Origin of the sequence: Achromobacter marplatensis (assembly GCF_002209535.1) — a bacterium.
GTDB lineage: Bacteria > Pseudomonadota > Gammaproteobacteria > Burkholderiales > Burkholderiaceae_B > Achromobacter > Achromobacter marplatensis.
Window position 1 is genome coordinate 535,966 of sequence record NZ_NJIG01000003.1, and the last position, 16,577, is coordinate 552,542.

Below are 16,577 nucleotides of genomic sequence, written 5' to 3' on the forward strand. Positions count from 1 at the left end.
GGCGTGTGACCTCAAGCGCTGCCATCGTCGGCCCGCGCATAGGGATAAATATGCGTGGCCGTCGACGAGATTAGCACAGGGGACGGGGTCGTTGAGGCGAGCCAGCATTCACGCGGGCCCGCATCCCACTAGGGGTTTTCCAGCGTTTACCAGCGGTAGCTCAGGGTGGCATATAGCGTGCGCGGATCGCCGTAGCGGCACCCGGTCGCACCCGCGCAAGCCAGGTAGCCGCGGTTGAACAGATTGCGCGCGTTCACCGTCAACGACAAACCGGACATGGCCGGGTCCAGCGCGCCGAAGTCATAGGCGGCCAGGGCGTCGACCAGGAACTGGCCGGGCACGTTCGCGGGATAGCCAGGAAGGTTCGTCGAGCTGGCATAACGCACCCCCGCGCCGAGGGTCAGGCCGGGCACGCCGGCGGCGGTCAGGTTGTAGTCGGCCCAGACAGAGGCGCTGTGCAGCGGCACCAGCGCAATGCGCTGGTCAACCAGCGAGGGGACTGTGCTGCGCGTGGTGCGAGCGTCGGTGTAGGCATAGCTGGCCGTCAGGTTCATGGCGCCCAGGCGCGCCTTGGCTTCCAGCTCCAGACCGCGCGACCGCGCCCGGCCGGTCTGCACGGAGTACGTCGCGTCGGCCGGATCGCTAGTCAGTGCATTGGTCTGGGTCAGGTCATAGACCGCCGCGCTGTACAGCATGTTGCCGCCCGGCGGCTCGTAGCGCAGGCCCAATTCGTACTGCGTGCCTTTGGTCGGTTTGAACGCGTTGCCCGCGCGATCCACGCCGATGGTCGGCGCAAACGACTGGCTGGCGCTGAGGTAAGGCGCCAGGCCGTTGTCGGCCAGGTACACCAGGCCCACGCGGCCGGTCGTGGCGCTGTCGCGAAGGCGTGTCGTGGCGCCGTTGGCGTAGTTCTTCTGGTCGGTGTCCGCCCAATCCTGGCGGCCGCCCAGCACCAGCACCCATTTGTCCTGGATCTTGATCTGGTCTTGCAGATACAGGCCCAGCGAATCGGAACGCGTATTGATGCCGTAGTCGGCGGCGGTGTTCAGCACCGGCACCGCGCCGTACACGGGGTGGTAGATGTCCGCCAACGCCGCCACCGTGCCGGAATGCCGATGCGAGTCATAGCCGCTGCGGTAGTAGTCCAGCCCCGCCAGCACGGTGTGCTGCAGGGGGCCGCCGTCCAGCTTCAGTTCCAGCGAGGTATCGGTTGCGACGCCATACGAGTGTTCGCTGCGGCTGACCACGCCGCGCCGCAAGGTCTGGCCGTTGGCCTGCAAGCCGCCAAAACTCAGATAGTCCCACGTGCCGTCCGCCGTGAAGTACCGGGCGCTCTGGCGCAGCTTCACCCGGTCGTTGAACGCGTGCTCGAACGCGTAGCCGACGGTGTAGGTATCGGTGTCGTATCGGTCGAAATCCGGTTCACCGATGAAGAGGTCGCGGGGGATCTGGCCATTCAAGGTATTGGCGGCCGGCATGGGCGCGGCAAAGCGCGTGCGGATGCGCTGATAGCTGGCCAACAGCGTCAGCGAAGTCGCCGCCGAGGGCTGCCACGTCAAGGCTGGCGCCAGATAGGTCCGGTCGTCCGGCACATGGTCCACCCAATTGTCGGCGTTGCGGGCAAGGCCCGTCAGGCGATACATCCAGGCGCCGTCCTCTGACAGGGCGCCGGTGAAGTCGCCCGACACCTGCCGGCGGCCATAGCTGCCGGTATCCAGGTTCAGCTCGCGCAGCGCGTCGGCCGAGGGGCGTTTGCTGACGGTGTTGACCACACCGCCCGGACTCAGTTGCCCATACAGCACCGACGACGCGCCGCGCAGCACTTCCACCCGTTCCAGCCCATACGGTTCCTGCCCGCCGTCGTAGACGCTGGACTGCAGTTTCAAGCCGTCGCGCAATTGCCCGGAGTTCCCCGCGGCCACATTGAAACCGCGCAGCATCAGGTCATCCACCATGCGGCTGAAGGCAGGAGACTGCGCCGATACGCCCGGCGTGTAGCCCAGCGCGTCCGCCACCGACCCTGCCTTGACCGCGCGGATCTGATCGCTGGTGACGACCGACACGGATTGCGGCGTTTCGATCAGCGGCGTGTCCGTCTTGGTGCCCGACAGCGCGCGCTGCGCCACGTAGCCGTCCACATGCCCGGTAGGCGATTCGATGGAACCGGTGACGCGGACCGGCTCAAGCAGCGTCGCATCTTGAGAGGCACGGCGCGCACTCAGCGTGCCATTGGCGGTGACGGCCAGTTCCAGGCCGCTGCCGGCAAGCGCGCGCCGCGCCGCGTCTTCGGCCGTGAAATCCCCGGCGATGGCCGGCGCAGTGCGCCCCGCCACCAGGGCGGGATCGACGGACACCGCGCGCCCGCTCTGGCGTGCGATGCGGGTCAGCGTATCGCCCAGGGCGCCTGCGGGCAGATCGAAGCGCAGCACGGCTCGGGCGGCGGCGGGACCACCCTGCTGGGTTTGGGCATGGACCGCGGGCACGGCCAAGGCGATGAACAGCGCGGCGGCTAAAGGCCGGAGCGGGCGACGATGAAACATGGATTCTCCTGCAACAGTTTGGTGTTTCAGGAGGGATGTCCAACGACGCGGACAAAAGTGATCATTTATTTTCAGCGCGGGGGTCGCGTACATCGATGCTGACGAGCCAGCCCCCCAGCGACGTGATGTCGATCGGCAAGGTCTGGCGCAGCGACTCCAGCGCGCGGCCGGTGTCGTCCAGCGGAAACGCCCCCAACACGCGCAGCCGCGCGGCGGCCGGCGTGATGCGGATGAGGCCCCGCCGATAGGGCCGCAGCGCTTGCACCACCGCGCCCAATGGCTCGTCATGCACGGCCAGCATGCCGCTTTGCCAGGCGGCAGCGTCAGCCAGTACGGTTTCCGGCTGGCCCAGGCCTTGCGCATCGAACCGCAAGCCCTCGCCTGCCTGCAGCACGCGGCGCTGGCCGGCGGCACGCACTTCGACGCGATGTTCAACCACGCTGGCGACGCAAGCCTCTTCCCCGCGCGCCACGCTGAACACCGTGCCCAGCGCCTGCACCTCGCCTTCGGCGGTCGAGACGATGAACGGTCTCTCGGCGTCAGGCGCCACACGTGCGTAAACCGCGCCCGCTTTCAGGCGCACACGCCGCACGCCAGCGCTGAAATCCAGATCGACGGCCGAGCGCGCATTCAGCGTCAATTCGCTGCCGTCCGGCAAGGTATAGGTGCGACGTTCGGCCGTGCCCGTGCGCAGGTCGGCGGACAGCGTACCGAGCGGGGTCTGGCGGTCGACCAGCGCGGCCAGGCCGCCCGCCGCCAGCGCCAGGCCCAGCGCGTTGCGCAGCATCCGCCGCCTGGCTGGCGGGGTCAGCAAGGCGCGGCCGGCCGCCTGGCGCTGCTCGCCCCCGCCCAGCGCCGCAAAGGAATCCTTGACGGCGGCATTGACCTGATCCCAGGCCGCGCCATGGCGGGGATCCGCCAGCCGCCACTGCTCGAACCGCGCACGGTCGGCCGCGGCCACGCTGCCCGAGGACAACAGCACCATCCAATCCACGGCCGATTCCAGATCGGCCGGCAGCAACGGCGCGGTCATTCAGCCAAGCGCGCCGCCACGCATAGCGTGATGGCCTGCTTCATGTAGCGCCGCACCGTGATGACGGATACGCCGACACGCACGGCGATCTCGGCATAGCCGAGTCCGTCGAGCTGGCTGTACAGGAAAGCCTGGCGCGCCTTGAGCGGCAGGCGTTGCAACGCGCGGTCGATATGCATCAGGGCCTCGACCACCAGCGCACGGCTTTCTTCGCTGGGCGCGGTGGCGGGCGGCAACGCGCCCAGGCTGTCGAGATACGCGCGCTCCAGTTCACGGCGGCGCCAGAAGGTGAACAGCGTACGCTGCGCCAATGTGGTCAGGAACGCGCGAGGTTCGCGGATGGTGTCGGCCTGTCGGCCGGCCAGGACACGCACGAACGTATCGTGCGCCAGATCGGCCGCATCATGGCGGCACCCCAGCCGGCGACGCAGCCACTCTTGCAACCAGGAGTGATGCGCTTCATACAGCTCGGCAGCGGAAGGCTCCGTGGGCTGTGCGGATGAGGACATGGAAAGGCGCCAGGCTAATTAACAATAAGAATTATTGTCATTTATTGCCCGGCACGCAAGCGCCCTGTCTCGGGCGCCCCCAACATGCCTGGCTTGCGGTCAGACCGGACCGGTCCACTCCGTGACGAAGTCGCGGTAGTCGGGCCGATTGGCCGGCGCTACCGCGCAAGCGGGCGTGCCGATCGCCAGATAGCCCAGGAAACGGTAGTCCAGCGAGTCCAGGCCCAGCGCGTTCTGCACGTCTTCGACGTAGGTGCCTACGCCCGTGCTCCAGAACGCGCCGTAGCCCAGCATGTGCACGGCGTTCAAGATGTTCATGACCGAGCAGCCCGTGGCCAGCAGTTGCTCGTGTTCGGGGATCTTGGTGTTGTCGTGCGCGATCTTCTGCGCCACGGCGACGAACAGCGGCACGCCGGCCATCCATTCGCGCACCGATTTTTCCTTTTCAGGCGTCATGCGCGGGTCGCCGCTGCGCTTGACCGCTTCCAGCGCGACATCAGCCAGCTTGCCGATGGCCTCGCCCTGGATGACGACAAAACGCCACGGACGCAGCGCGCCGTGATCGGGAGCCGACATGGCGGCTTGCAGGATTTGTTCGAGTTCGTCGGGCTTGGGCGCCGGACCCCGCAAGAACTTCACGGAACGGCGCGTGGTCAGGGCGTGCAGCGGAGTGGCGGTAGTGGTTACGGTCATTGATTCGGGCGCAAATGGGAAAGAAACAGATTCTCATATTAAGCGATGAGGGCGGCTTGAGCGGGTATCCCCCGCCCCGCAGCAAGGGCATCAGCCCAAGTGCGTATGCCGCTCCTGGCGCTCTTCGACCTGCATTTCGGACAAGCCGTGCAGGATGCCGCAGTCTTCCGCGTCGGGCCGCGCCGACAGGCAGCGCTGGCGCAATTCGGTCAGTTGCGTCTTCAATTGCGTCAGTTCGGCGATGCGTTCATCCACGTGGGAAATGTGTTCGTCGAACAGCTCATTAATAGGGCCGCATCCCGTTTGATGATTGTCGGCCAGGGACAGGATGGCGCGGATCTCGTCCTGTGTCATGTCCAGCGCCCGGCAGTTGCGGATCAGGCGCAGCCTTTCCAGATGGGGCTGCCCATAACTACGGTAGTTATTCAGGCCGCGCTCCGGCGCGGGCAGCAGCCCTTCTTTTTCGTAGTACCTGACGGTTTCGACCGTGGTACCGGCCGCCGTGGCCAATTCGCCAATACGCATCGCGCCTCCCTGGATCGCATCCGAGTGAATTAAGGGGTTGACCCTATAGTAACTCCAAGGTGTGGAATACCACCATCTGCTTACACAAGGCGAAGAAGATGTCCCTCCCACCAGTCAAATCCCTACCACCCCTGCCCGCCAAGCAAGAAGACGCCTGCTGCGCAGGCAGCGGACACGCGGGGGGCAAGGCGGGGCACGATCACGCCGACCACAAGCACGAGCACGCTCATGACCACAAGCATGACCATGCCCATGATCACGGCCATCGCCATGCGCAACCGGAAGCCGCCTGCTGCGGCCACGCCCACAGCATGGAGAACCTCTCACTGTCGAGCGACGGCGGCGCCACGCTTGCCGCCGGCCCCGGCCAGTTGCTGGCCCGCCTGCGCATCGGGCAGATGGACTGCCCCACCGAGGAAACACTGATTCGCAAGAAGCTCGACGGGCTGGACGGGGTGCATGCGCTGGACTTCAACCTGATGCAGCGCGTGCTGACGGTCGTCCATGCGGAGGGCGCGCTGGACCGCATCATGGCTGCCATCAAGTCGCTGGACATGACGCCGGAACCGCTGGCCGACGGGGTGCCCCGCACCCCTGCCCCCGCCGCCAAGCCCGTGAACTGGTGGCTGATCGGCGGTTCGGGCGTGCTGGCCGCCCTGTCCGAGTTTTCGCATTTCGCCGGCTGGCCGCTGGGCATCACGGCGGCATTTGCCGTGGCTGCCATTCTGGCTTGCGGGGTCACTACCTATCGCAAGGGCTGGATCGCCGTGCGCAACGGCAACCTCAACATCAACGCCTTGATGAGCATCGCCGTGACCGGCGCCGTGCTGATCGGCCAGTGGCCCGAAGCCGCCATGGTGATGTTCCTGTTCAACGTGGCCGAACTGATCGAAGCCCGGTCGCTGGACCGCGCGCGCAACGCCATCCGCGGCCTGCTGGACCTGGCGCCGGAAACGGCGACCGTGCGCCAGGCCGACGGCCGCTGGCTTGAAGTGCCTGCCGCGCAGCTGCAGGTGGACGATGTGGTGCGCGTGCGTCCGGGCGAACGCATCGCTGCCGATGGCATCATCGTCAGCGGCAGCTCGGCCGTGGACCAGTCGCCCATCACCGGCGAAAGCCTGCCCGTGGAAAAAGGGCAGGACGATCCCGTCTTCGCCGCCACCGTGAACGCGTCCGGCTCGTTCGAATACCGCGTAACCGCGGCCGCCGGCAACACGACGCTGGCCCGCATCATCCACGCGGTCGAGCAGGCCCAGGACGCGCGCGCCCCCACCCAGCGCTTCATCGACCGCTTCTCGCGCATCTACACGCCCGCCGTGGTGGGCGTGGCGCTGCTGGTCGCCGTAGTGCCTCCCCTGCTGTGGGACCAACCGTGGTTCGACGCGATCTATCGCGCCCTGGCGCTGCTGATCATCGCCTGCCCGTGCGCACTGGTGATCTCCACGCCGGTCAGCATCGTCAGCGGCCTGACCGCGGCATCGCGGCGCGGCATCCTGGTCAAGGGCGGCGTCTATCTGGAAGAAGGCCGCAACCTGAAGTGGCTGGCGCTGGACAAGACCGGCACCCTGACGCACGGCAAACCGGTACAGACCGACCTGCAGGATTGGGACGTGTCCGACCAGACCCGTCAGCCTGCGGCCCTGATCGCCGCCAGCCTGGCCGCCCGTTCCGACCACCCCGTCTCGTTGGCGGTGGCCAATGCGGCACGCGATGAAGGCAAGATCTTGCTGGACGTCGAGGCTTTCACGGCCCTGCCCGGGCGCGGCGTCAGCGCGCAGATCGACGGCGTGACCTATCAATTGGGCAACCGCCGCCTGATGCGCGAACTGGGCGTGTCCAGCCCCAAGCTGGAAGCGCGCCTGGATGAACTGGAACACCAAGGCAAAAGCGCGATCGCGCTGACCGACGGCCTTCGCGTCCTGGCGTTGGCCGCCGTGGCCGACACCGTCAAGCCGACCAGCGCGGCCGCCATTGCCGACCTGCATGCGCTGGGCGTGCGGACCCTGATGCTGACGGGCGACAACACCCCCACCGCGCAGGCCATCGCCAAGCAAGTGGGCATCGACGAAGCCCGGGGCGATCAACTGCCCGAAGACAAGCTGGCCGCCATCGAAAGCAAGCTGGCGCCCAGCGGGCGGGTGGGCATGGTGGGCGACGGCATCAACGACGCCCCCGCGCTGGCCCGCGCTGATATCGGCTTTGCCATGGGAGCGGCCGGCACGGGCACCGCCATCGAAACGGCCGACGTGGCCCTGATGGACGACGACCTGCGCAAGATCGGCACCTTCCTGCGCTTGTCGCGCGCCACGCATCGCGTGCTGATCCAGAACATCACGCTGGCGCTCGGCATCAAGGTGGTGTTCCTGACGCTTGCCATGACCGGCCAGGCGACGCTATGGATGGCGGTCTTCGCCGATGTAGGCGCCAGCCTGCTGGTGGTCGCCAATGGCCTGCGCCTGCTGCGCGCCGCGGCGTAAGCCGAAGCGCGAGAGGACGGGAAACAATAATACGGAAGACGGACGGGCCTCAGCCCGTCTGTTCTTCCTGAGGCCAGTCGCGCAGCACGGGCGCGTCCGGCGCGCCGGGGCCGACATCACGCAGGTGCTCGTGCTGCAGCAGCGCCATGCGATAGGCGTCGCGATAAGCGCCGTTGGAGAAGAACTCTTCCTTCAACAGGCCTTCGATCTGGAAGCCGCAGCGTTCGTACACGTGCACGGCCGCGATGTTGTCCTTGTCCACCACCAGGTAGACCTTGTGCAGGTTCAGCACGCGGAACGCGTAGCCCACCGCGATGCGGGTCGCCGCTTTGGCGTAGCCCCGGCCTTGATAGCTGGGCGCGATGATGATCTGAAATTCAGCGCGGCGGTGGATGTAGTCGATTTCCACCAGCTCCACCAGGCCGGCCGGTTGGCCGGTGTCGTGCTCGATGATGAAACGCCGCTCGTTCTGGTCGTGCAAGTGGCGGTCATAGAGGGCAACCAGTTCGTCATAGGCCTCGTAGGGCTCTTCGAACCAATAACGCATGATGACGTCGTTATTGTTGATCTTGTGCACGAAGTGCAGGTCGCCGCGCTCCAGGGGGCGTATTTTGATATCGGATATTACCGACATAGAAACCTCCGAAAGTGGCGTCATTGTAGTCGAATCCGCCTCAAGACGACCTTTTCATGGGTGTTTTGGTATTTTATCGGCATTTTATGCGGCTCCCAGCCCATAATTGGCTTAAAAGCATTGCCATTGCTTGATCTGAAAATAAATAACCATTGAAAAAGTAACGCCATGCGACGCGCCGAACCCGGCACGGAACGCGGGAATCGTCCGTCCACGCGGTCACGACCCTGGCCGTTTTTTTTCGGTGCTTGCCTGCCTCTCTCATGCCACACTGCCGGGTGTTGCGCGCTATCACAATGAACAAGAGGAAAAGACATGCATATCCTGGTGGCAGGCTTTCAGCACGAGACCAATACCTTTGCGCCCTCCAAGGCGGGCTACGACAACTTCGTCCGGGGTGAAGGCTTTCCCGCCATGGTGCGTGGCGAAGACGTGCTGGCGCTGCGCGCAGTCAATATTCCCGCGGGCGGCTTCATCAACGCCATCGAGTCGCAGGGCCACACCGTGAATCCCGTGATCTGGGCCGGGGCCAGCCCGTCCGCCCACGTCACCCGCGACGCCTACGAGCGCATCGCCGGCGAAATCGTGGATGCCGCGCGCAAGGGCCCTTACGACGCCGTCTACCTGGACCTGCACGGCGCCATGGTCACCGAACACCTGGATGACGGCGAAGGCGAGTTGCTGGCCCGCGTGCGCGGGATCGTGGGGCCGGACGTGCCGGTCATCGCCAGCCTGGACCTGCACGCCAACGTCACGGCGCAGATGCTGCACGAGGCCGACGGGCTGGCGGCCTTCCGCACGTACCCGCATGTGGACATGGCCGACACCGGCGAACACGCCGCGCGCTTGCTGTTGGCCCGTATCGCGGCCGGCAGCCAATGGGCTCGCAGCGAACGCCGCCTTCCCTTCCTGATCCCCATCAACGGCATGTGCACGATGCTGCAGCCGTCTCAGGGCGTGTACGAGGTGCTGGCGCAACTGGAACAGACGCCGGGCGTCGCCTCGATCTCGTTCGCGCCCGGCTTTCCGGCGGCGGACTTTCCGGAATGCGGCCCGGTGGTCTGGGCTTACGGCACGGATGCCGCGGCGGTGGAACAGGTCACCGAAGCGCTGTACCAGCGCGTGATGGAACTCGAACCGCAATGGTCGCCCGACTTCCTGGAACCGGCCGACGCGGTACGACGCGCGCAGGCCTTGACGGCGGGCGCATCGCGCCCCGTCGTCATTGCCGACACCCAGGACAATCCCGGCGCAGGCGGCGACGCCAACACGACGGGCATGCTGCGCGCGCTGGTCGAAGCGGATGCGCAGAACGCGGCGCTTGGCCTCTTCTATGATCCGGCAGCCGTGCAAGCCGCGACGGCCGCTGGCGTCGGCAAGACGGTGTCGCTACGCCTGGGCGGCCAATCGGGCGTCGCGGGCGACACGGCATTCGAAGGCGAATTCGTGGTGGAAACGCTATCGCCCGGCAAGCTGCGCTTTGACGGGCCGATGATGCATGGGATGGATGTGGACCTGGGAGCGGTCGCGGGCTTGCGGATCGGCGGCGTGCGCGTCGTGGTCAGCGCCAGCAAGGCGCAGATGCTGGACCGCAACCTGTTCCGCGTGGGCGGCGTGCAGCCCGAAGACATGGCGATCCTGGTAGTAAAGAGTTCCGTGCATTTCCGGGCCGACTTCCAGCCCATCGCGCACGAGGTGCTGGTGGCCAAGGCGCCGGGCCCGATGCAGGCCGACCCGGCGGACTTGCCCTGGACCCGCTTGCAGCCGGGCATCCGCGTCCGGCCGCTGGGGCAGCCCTTCGCCCGCCGGTAGCCAGCCGATAAACGGCGCCTGGCCCGGCAGGCTTACTTGAGCTTGCCCTGAGGGCTGACGAAATCTTCCAGCGTCAGCCCTTTCTCTTTCAGGATGGCCTCCAGCAGCGGTTGCAGCTTGCCCAGGCTTTCCTGCACCGTCTCGCGTACGGTATCCACCACCACCTGGGTGCTGCGTTCGATTTCGATATTGACGAAGTCGCCCACCTGCTTGTCTTCGAAGACCGTCATGCGGCGGGTTTCGGGAATCAGCCAGACCTCGAACCAGCCTTCGGCGCGGTTCACTTCCGACACGGTCAGGCTGGCGCCGTTGATGGCGATATAGCCCTTGGCGAACACGTACTTACGGAAGTCTTCAGGGATGCTGAAACGCATCAGGCGATTGGTGTCGGACGACTTCACCATGACCACTTCGGACGTGAAGTCCACATGGCCCGACAAGGGGTGGCCGCCGATCTCGGCCCCGTCGCGGGCGGCGCGCTCGACGTTGGCGCGATCGCCTTCGACGTAGCTGCCCAGCGTGGTGATGGCCAGGCTTTGCAGCATGACATCGAAGGTCGCCTGGTTATCTGACAGCAGTTCCGTGACGGTCAGGCAAACGCCGTCCGTCGAGACGCTGGCGCCAATGGCCAGGTCAACGCAGAAACCAGGGGGGAAATCCAGCGTGAAGGTGCGCAGGCCTTCGCGATCCGCGATCTTTGCGATCTTCGCGGTGCCTTGAACAATACCGGTGAACATACGGATCCTGAATACGGGGCGGCAGGCCCCTGAAGCAAAACATCAACGTTAACCGATATTTTGCCAGGAGCCGCCCCGCAAGGCCGGGTGGCGGACGCCACCCGCCGCGCGATCAATGACGGATCGCGATGGTCTTCAGCGTGGTGAAGCCGTACAGCGCTTCGAAGCCCTTTTCACGGCCATAGCCGGATTGGCGCGAACCGCCGAACGGCAGCTCCACGCCGCCGCCGGCGCCGTAGTTGTTGACGAACACCTGGCCGGCGCGCAGCTTGCGGGCCAGGCGCATCTGGCGCGCGCCATCGCGGGTCCACACGCCGGCCACCAGGCCGTACAGCGTGCCGTTGGCGATCTCCAGCGCTTCTTCCTCGGTGTCGAACACCATCGCGGCCAGCACCGGGCCGAACACTTCTTCCTGCGCCAGGCGGCTGTCGGGCGGCACGTCACGGAACAGCACGGGCGGCTGGTAGTAGCCGGATTCCGGCGTGCCGTCCTTCAGCTTGCCGCGCGCGGCAACCTTCAAGCCTTCGCTTTCTGCTTCGGCCAGGAACCCCCGCACGCGGTCATGCTGGCGAGCGCTGATCAGCGGGCCCACGTCCAGGTCTTGCGCGGCCGGGCCGGTGACGGTGGCCGAGAAGGCCTCCGACAGACGCTTGATCACGGTCTCATACACGCCGCGCTGAATCAGCACGCGGCTGCCGGCCGAGCAGGTCTGGCCGGCGTTCTGGATGATGGCGGCCAGCAGCACCGGCATGGCGGCATCCAGGTCGGCGTCGTCGAACACGACCTGCGGCGACTTGCCGCCCAGTTCCAGCGTGACCGGCACATGGTTTTCCGCGGCGGCGTGCGCCACCATCTTGCCCGTCTGCGGCGAACCGGTGAACGAGATGTGGTCGATGCCCGGATGCGCGGTCAACGCAGCGCCGGCTTCATGGCCGTAGCCGGTGACGATGTTCAACGCGCCGGCGGGCAGGCCCACTTCGGCGGCGATCTCGGCCAGCTTCAACAGCGACAGGCACGCGTCTTCGGCGGGCTTGACCACGCAGGCGTTGCCCGCGGCCAGCGCCGCGCCGACGCTGCGGCCGAAGATCTGCAGAGGGTAGTTCCAGGGCACGATGTGGCCCGTCACGCCATGCGCTTCGCGTACGGTCAGCACGGTGAAGCCCGGGGTGTAAGGAATGGTCTCGCCATGCAGCTTGTCGACCGCGCCGGCATAGAACTCGAAATAGCGTGCAACCGCCGCGGCGTCCGCGCGGGCCTGCTTGATGGGCTTGCCCGTATCGGCCGATTCCAGCTGCGCCAGTTCTTCCTGGCGGTCCAGCAGCGCAAACGCGATGCGCATCAGCAACCGGCTGCGCGCGGCGGGCGCCATCTGGCCCCACTCGCCTTCAAACGCCTGCCGGGCGGCCTGCACGGCGCGGTCGATATCTGCCTCGCCCGACCGGGCGATCGCCTCGAAGGCCTTGCCATCGGACGGGTTCAGGACGGGAATGGTTTCACCGGCAGCAGCAGCCACCCATTCATTGGCGATAAAGTTCTTCTGAGTCACGATGTGCGGAGTAAAGTAGCGGCCGAACGGCCGGTTGCGGAAAAGGCGCCGACGCGCGTGCAGCGTCTCGGGCAGGAATCCATGAGGTTTCAAGCAAGGTACGAGAGGCCGCCGTAACTTGTCAATTGAATTGACAGCTTTTGTCCCAAGCTTCAGGACATTTTCCTGAAGCCTCGGGTAATCCCTAATATTTCAGGGATTTAGACCGGAATCCCACCCCGCCGCGGCTTGTCATCACGAATGACAAACCCGGCATATTCATCAGGAGCGCGCCGATGAGCGACGTGCGTGACCCGCAGCTGGAATCGTTGTTGGAAGCCACCGCCCGCCCCCGTCCCGAACTGGACGTGCTGGCCGAAGTGGCCTCTGGCCTGGGCTATGTGCGCGCCGAGCGCTTTGCCGAACGCGTCTATGAAAGCCTGTTCTACGCCATCGCCACCGGCAAGATCGCGCCCGGCAACAAGCTGCCCACCGAACTGGAACTGGCGGCGTTGTTCGAGGTATCTCGCCCTGTGGTCCGGCAAGCACTCGACCGATTGCGCGAAGACCAGTTGGTCGACTCCATCCGCGGATCAGGCACCTATGTGCGCGCCAAGCCCGACCTGATGGGCGGCATGCCCGCCGTGGACCCTGCGCGCCGCGTCGGCCACATCCTGGAGGGCCTGGAGCTGCGCATGGTGATCGAGCCCGAATGCGCCTACCTGGCCGCCCTGCGCCGCACCACCGACGACCTGCGCGAGATGGACCGCATGCTGACGGGCTACGAAGAGGCCGACGCCTCAGGCGCCATCGCCCACCACCACGACTACGGCTTTCACCGTGCCATCGCGGCGGCCACCAGCAACCAGCGCTTCGTCCAGGTCCTGAAATCGCTGGAGTACGACGTCAGCCACGCCGTGAACGTCATGCGCCACCTGGTCCACAGCGAACCCTGGAAGCGCACGCGCGCCGCAATCGAAGAACACCGTCACATCTACCGCCTGATCCGGGACCAGGACGCCGACGGCGCCCGCAACGTCATGCGCGCGCATATCGAAAAGGCCAAAAGCCGGATGCTCAACAGCGGCTCGGAGCATTGACCCGCTTGCGCGGCGGGTTTGCGCCCCTCAATTCCGCGTCCACCCGGCCTTGGGGTCGCGCTTGTCGTGCAAGTAGTCCCATTCGGTATCGCAAACCCCGCAGACAAAAGCTTCGTGGTTCGCCTTGCGGGTGACGGCCGCCAGGCTGCGCACAGCCCCAAGGCTGATCAGCCCGGCATGGCCGGCCGCCCCGCGCGTTTGCTGCACGATGCCCTCGCAGTCACTGCAAATCGCCATTTTCTCCACCTTTCATTATTCTTTCAGTGGAGATACTACAAAATGATACCGGCGATAATGTTCAGCAATTCTCACTAGATTGTTGCTTCGGTGTTTGCCGCGCAGGCCCGGCAAACGGAGCGCGGCGCCCCGCTACACCCTGGGCCACGCAAGGTATCATTCGTCGTTCGCCCGGATGGCCCGCCACGGCCAGTCGCGCATGCTGCATCCAAGCCAGCGGCGTCTTTCCGGAACTTGCTGGCGCAAGCGCCACAGCACTCGTCAACGACCGATAAGAACCATGAAATTAGCCACCTGGAACGTGAACTCCCTGAACGTGCGCCTGCAGCAAGTGCTGGATTGGCTGGCCGCCAATCCGGTCGACGTGCTGTGCATCCAGGAACTGAAGCTCACTGACGACAAGTTCCCCGAGGCCGCCTTCAAGGAAGCCGGCTACCACGCGGTCTGGGCTGGCCAGAAAACGTACAACGGCGTCGCCATCATTTCGCGCGTGCCTGGCACCTCCATGGTGCGCAATATCCCCGGCTACGAAGACCCCCAGCAACGCGTCCTGGCCCTGACCTTTCCCAGCCCCGAAGGCGACGTGCGCGTCGTGTGCGCCTACTGCCCCAACGGCCAGTCGCTGGATTCGGACAAGTACGTCTACAAGCTGGCCTGGTACGAGGCCATGCACAACTGGTTGGCCGAAGAGATCAAGCAGTACCCGCGCCTGGCCGTGCTGGGCGACTACAACATCGCCCCCGCCGACGAAGACGTGCACAACCCCGAGAAATGGGAAGGCCAGGTCCTTGTGTCCGAACCGGAACGCGCCGCGCTGCGTGCTTTGCTCGACCTGGGCCTGACGGATTCCTTCCGCCTGTTCGAACAGCCGGAAAAGTCGTTTTCGTGGTGGGATTACCGCCAGTTCGCCTTCCGCCGCAACGCCGGCCTGCGGATCGACCACGTGCTCTTGTCGGCCCCGCTGGTCAAGCGCTGCGTCGCCTGCGTGATCGACAAGGAACCCCGCCGCAATGAGCAGCCGTCGGACCACGCACCGGTGATCGCCACCCTGGAATTCGTCTGAAAATTTTTGTCTGGCGGCGTGTTGCGCGCCGCCAGATTGTTCCTGTATAGTTTTGGTCTTGCTTCATGGGGCGGTAGCTCAGCTGGGAGAGCGTCGCGTTCGCAATGCGAAGGTCGGGAGTTCGATCCTCCTCCGCTCCACCAAATTCCAGACAAAAAAGCCTTGGACACGTCATGTGGTCCAAGGCTTTTTTGTTTTACCGCCGCGTTTGCCCTACACCGCGTCCTGATCCAGCCGGCGCACGGCCGCGCTCAGCGTCGCGAAATCGAATTCCTGGCGGCCGCGCCGCAACAAGCGCATCAGCACGGTCGTTGCGACTGGAACGAACGCCGCCAACAAGAAGGATTCCAACAGGAACGTCGGCTTGTCGCCGGGCGCGGGGAAGAAGAACAGGCCCGCCACCAGGCCAGAGACCGTCGCGGTGGTCGCGGTCAGGCCGTCATGCTTGCGGCTGAACAAGCCGTAGAACACCGGGAAGGCGGCAGCCGAGCACAGCAGGTCGGCCAACAGGAACAGGTACAGCACGCTGTATCCCTGGGACGCCACGATCATGACCGGGATGGCCAGCAGCAGCACCGCCCAGCGGGCCAGCCGCTTCATGTCCATGCCGTTCGCGTTGGGCATCAGGCGGCGCATGTCTACGGCGACGATGCTGGACACCGCGCTGATCGCCGTGTCGGCCGTGCTCATCACCAGCGACAGGCCCAGCGGAATCAGCGCGATGACAAACCACGCGGGTGCATGCGGCATGATGACGCTGAACAGCGCGATCGAACTGTCGCCCGCCGGGGCCAGCCCCACGAAGGCCAGGCCGAACAAACCCATCAAAAAGATGAACGGGGCAGCCAGGATGCCTCCCAACAGGAAGCCGTTGCGCATCGCCCGCGCGTCTTTCGCGGCATAGATGCGCTGCCAGTTGCCCTGGTGAAAAATGCCCGTCAGCAGGATCGCCACGAAAAACGTCAGCCCGGCCTTCACGCCACCCGGATCCGTCACGTCCAGCAATTGGGGCGCCTTGGCCTGCAACGCTTCGATCGTCGGCAACGCGCCGCCCGCCGCCTGCCAGCCGACCACGCACAGAATCACGAGCAAGGGCACGATGACCATCATCTGCACCTGGTCCGTGAAGATCGACGAACGCAACCCGCCGTACGTCGTGTACAGCAGGGTCGTGCCCATCACGATGGCCGCGGTCGCCCACAGCGGCACCGGCGCCAGCATGGTGACCAGTTTGGCGATCGCGGTCACTTCGGCCGACAAGGCGATGAAGAGATAGAACAGCATGATGAAGAGCGCCAGCCCGTACATGGGCCGCCCGTAACGCGCCATCAGGAATTCAGTCAGCGTGTGCCCGTGCGGGATCAGTTCGCGCATGCGCCGCCCCAGCGGAATCATCACCAGGCGCGGCGACATGGAACCCAGCGCATAGCCGATCACCGCGGCCAGGCCGCCCCACGTCGCGGCCTGTGCCGGCGAGAACAGGATCCAGGCGCCCAAGGTGGATGCCATCAGCGTCAGGATGGTGCCGAAGGCGCCCTGGCTGTTGCGGGCCACGATGTAGTCTTCCAGCGTGCCGCGCTTGCGCCGCGTGTAGAGCACGCTGGCCAGCGCGAAACCGCCTGAAAACAGCAGCAGCCACATCAAGGCGGTGGATTGGGTCAACATGGTGGTACAGCCCTCCCGCGACCGGCC

The 16,577-nt window shown here is 65.7% G+C and carries 15 protein-coding genes and 1 tRNA gene; 5 read left to right on the forward strand and 11 right to left on the reverse strand.

Going from position 1 to position 16,577, the window contains the following annotated elements:
* Window positions 1-146 precede the first annotated feature (146 nt).
* The 5 genes from CEY09_RS09445 to cadR all read right to left on the reverse strand — a co-directional run bounded on the left by CEY09_RS09445 (window position 147) and on the right by cadR (window position 5,300).
* The gene (locus tag CEY09_RS09445) at window positions 147-2,540 is read right to left on the reverse strand and encodes a TonB-dependent siderophore receptor (protein WP_088588425.1); all 2,394 of its coding nucleotides are present in this window, start codon (window positions 2,538-2,540) and stop codon (window positions 147-149) included.
* Window positions 2,541-2,601: 61 nt separating this feature from the next.
* The gene (locus CEY09_RS09450; RefSeq protein WP_088588426.1) at window positions 2,602-3,573 is read right to left on the reverse strand and encodes a FecR family protein; all 972 of its coding nucleotides are present in this window, start codon (window positions 3,571-3,573) and stop codon (window positions 2,602-2,604) included.
* On the reverse strand, window positions 3,570-4,082 hold the full coding sequence (locus CEY09_RS09455) for a sigma-70 family RNA polymerase sigma factor (protein WP_088588427.1): 513 nt from the start codon (window positions 4,080-4,082) through the stop codon (window positions 3,570-3,572). The genes CEY09_RS09450 and CEY09_RS09455 overlap by 4 nt, the downstream gene beginning before the upstream one ends.
* A gap of 99 nt (window positions 4,083-4,181) precedes the next feature.
* A complete protein-coding gene (locus CEY09_RS09460) occupies window positions 4,182-4,775 on the reverse strand; it encodes a nitroreductase family protein (protein ID WP_088588428.1) in 594 nt (197 codons plus the stop codon).
* A 90-nt stretch (window positions 4,776-4,865) separates the two neighbouring features.
* Complete coding sequence (gene cadR, locus CEY09_RS09465) at window positions 4,866-5,300, reverse strand: Cd(II)/Pb(II)-responsive transcriptional regulator (RefSeq protein ID WP_006224078.1); 435 nt, start codon at window positions 5,298-5,300, stop codon at window positions 4,866-4,868.
* Between the two features lie 131 nt (window positions 5,301-5,431).
* On the opposite strand from cadR, the gene CEY09_RS09470 reads away from it, so the two are divergent.
* On the forward strand, window positions 5,432-7,777 hold the full coding sequence (locus CEY09_RS09470) for a heavy metal translocating P-type ATPase (protein ID WP_377785545.1): 2,346 nt from the start codon (window positions 5,432-5,434) through the stop codon (window positions 7,775-7,777).
* 49 nt (window positions 7,778-7,826) lie between these two features.
* On the opposite strand, the gene speG is transcribed toward CEY09_RS09470, so the two are convergent.
* Both speG and CEY09_RS31910 read right to left on the reverse strand, forming a co-directional pair.
* The gene (speG, locus tag CEY09_RS09475; protein WP_006224082.1) at window positions 7,827-8,411 is read right to left on the reverse strand and encodes a spermidine N1-acetyltransferase; all 585 of its coding nucleotides are present in this window, start codon (window positions 8,409-8,411) and stop codon (window positions 7,827-7,829) included.
* Between the two features lie 20 nt (window positions 8,412-8,431).
* Complete coding sequence (locus tag CEY09_RS31910; protein ID WP_143219548.1) at window positions 8,432-8,728, reverse strand: hypothetical protein; 297 nt, start codon at window positions 8,726-8,728, stop codon at window positions 8,432-8,434.
* On the opposite strand from CEY09_RS31910, the gene CEY09_RS09480 reads away from it, so the two are divergent.
* Window positions 8,727-10,223 carry a M81 family metallopeptidase gene (locus tag CEY09_RS09480; RefSeq protein WP_088588430.1) on the forward strand — a complete coding sequence of 499 codons (1,497 nt, stop codon included), beginning with the start codon at window positions 8,727-8,729 and terminating at the stop codon, window positions 10,221-10,223. The two genes, CEY09_RS31910 and CEY09_RS09480, sit on opposite strands and share 2 nt — an antisense overlap.
* 32 nt (window positions 10,224-10,255) lie before the next feature.
* On the opposite strand, the gene CEY09_RS09485 is transcribed toward CEY09_RS09480, so the two are convergent.
* Together CEY09_RS09485 and CEY09_RS09490 are read right to left on the reverse strand one after the other, a co-directional pair.
* Window positions 10,256-10,960, reverse strand: coding sequence for a riboflavin synthase (locus CEY09_RS09485; RefSeq protein WP_006224085.1), 705 nt, complete (start codon window positions 10,958-10,960; stop codon window positions 10,256-10,258).
* Window positions 10,961-11,072: 112 nt separating this feature from the next.
* On the reverse strand, window positions 11,073-12,509 hold the full coding sequence (locus CEY09_RS09490; RefSeq protein WP_167390054.1) for an aldehyde dehydrogenase family protein: 1,437 nt from the start codon (window positions 12,507-12,509) through the stop codon (window positions 11,073-11,075).
* 272 nt (window positions 12,510-12,781) lie between these two features.
* Here CEY09_RS09490 and CEY09_RS09495 point away from each other — a divergent pair, with 272 nt between their 5' ends.
* On the forward strand, window positions 12,782-13,585 hold the full coding sequence (locus CEY09_RS09495; protein ID WP_088588431.1) for a FadR/GntR family transcriptional regulator: 804 nt from the start codon (window positions 12,782-12,784) through the stop codon (window positions 13,583-13,585).
* 27 nt (window positions 13,586-13,612) lie between these two features.
* On the opposite strand, the gene CEY09_RS09500 is transcribed toward CEY09_RS09495, so the two are convergent.
* Window positions 13,613-13,822: a hypothetical protein gene (locus tag CEY09_RS09500; protein ID WP_006224088.1), complete on the reverse strand. Its 210-nt coding sequence runs from the start codon at window positions 13,820-13,822 to the stop codon at window positions 13,613-13,615.
* A 280-nt stretch (window positions 13,823-14,102) separates the two neighbouring features.
* Here CEY09_RS09500 and xth point away from each other — a divergent pair, with 280 nt between their 5' ends.
* Together xth and CEY09_RS09510 are read left to right on the forward strand one after the other, a co-directional pair.
* Window positions 14,103-14,885 (forward strand): exodeoxyribonuclease III, encoded by a 783-nt coding sequence (gene xth / locus CEY09_RS09505; protein ID WP_006224089.1) that lies wholly within the window; start codon window positions 14,103-14,105, stop codon window positions 14,883-14,885.
* Window positions 14,886-14,952: 67 nt separating this feature from the next.
* A tRNA-Ala gene (locus CEY09_RS09510) sits at window positions 14,953-15,028 on the forward strand.
* A 70-nt stretch (window positions 15,029-15,098) separates the two neighbouring features.
* On the opposite strand, the gene CEY09_RS09515 is transcribed toward CEY09_RS09510, so the two are convergent.
* On the reverse strand, window positions 15,099-16,550 hold the full coding sequence (locus CEY09_RS09515; RefSeq protein WP_088588432.1) for a sodium:solute symporter family protein: 1,452 nt from the start codon (window positions 16,548-16,550) through the stop codon (window positions 15,099-15,101).
* Window positions 16,551-16,577: the final 27 nt, after the last annotated feature.

Coding starts and splice junctions, on each gene's coding strand:
- CEY09_RS09445 (WP_088588425.1), bottom strand. CDS start 2,540: ATGTTTCATCGTCGCCCGCTCCGGCCTTTAGCCGCCGCGCTGTTCATC.
- CEY09_RS09450 (WP_088588426.1), bottom strand. CDS start 3,573: ATGACCGCGCCGTTGCTGCCGGCCGATCTGGAATCGGCCGTGGATTGG.
- CEY09_RS09455 (WP_088588427.1), bottom strand. CDS start 4,082: ATGTCCTCATCCGCACAGCCCACGGAGCCTTCCGCTGCCGAGCTGTAT.
- CEY09_RS09460 (WP_088588428.1), bottom strand. CDS start 4,775: ATGACCGTAACCACTACCGCCACTCCGCTGCACGCCCTGACCACGCGC.
- cadR (WP_006224078.1), bottom strand. CDS start 5,300: ATGCGTATTGGCGAATTGGCCACGGCGGCCGGTACCACGGTCGAAACC.
- speG (WP_006224082.1), bottom strand. CDS start 8,411: ATGTCGGTAATATCCGATATCAAAATACGCCCCCTGGAGCGCGGCGAC.
- CEY09_RS09480 (WP_088588430.1), top strand. CDS start 8,727: ATGCATATCCTGGTGGCAGGCTTTCAGCACGAGACCAATACCTTTGCG.
- CEY09_RS31910 (WP_143219548.1), bottom strand. CDS start 8,728: ATGTCTTTTCCTCTTGTTCATTGTGATAGCGCGCAACACCCGGCAGTG.
- CEY09_RS09485 (WP_006224085.1), bottom strand. CDS start 10,960: ATGTTCACCGGTATTGTTCAAGGCACCGCGAAGATCGCAAAGATCGCG.
- CEY09_RS09495 (WP_088588431.1), top strand. CDS start 12,782: ATGAGCGACGTGCGTGACCCGCAGCTGGAATCGTTGTTGGAAGCCACC.
- CEY09_RS09500 (WP_006224088.1), bottom strand. CDS start 13,822: ATGGCGATTTGCAGTGACTGCGAGGGCATCGTGCAGCAAACGCGCGGG.
- xth (WP_006224089.1), top strand. CDS start 14,103: ATGAAATTAGCCACCTGGAACGTGAACTCCCTGAACGTGCGCCTGCAG.
- CEY09_RS09515 (WP_088588432.1), bottom strand. CDS start 16,550: ATGTTGACCCAATCCACCGCCTTGATGTGGCTGCTGCTGTTTTCAGGC.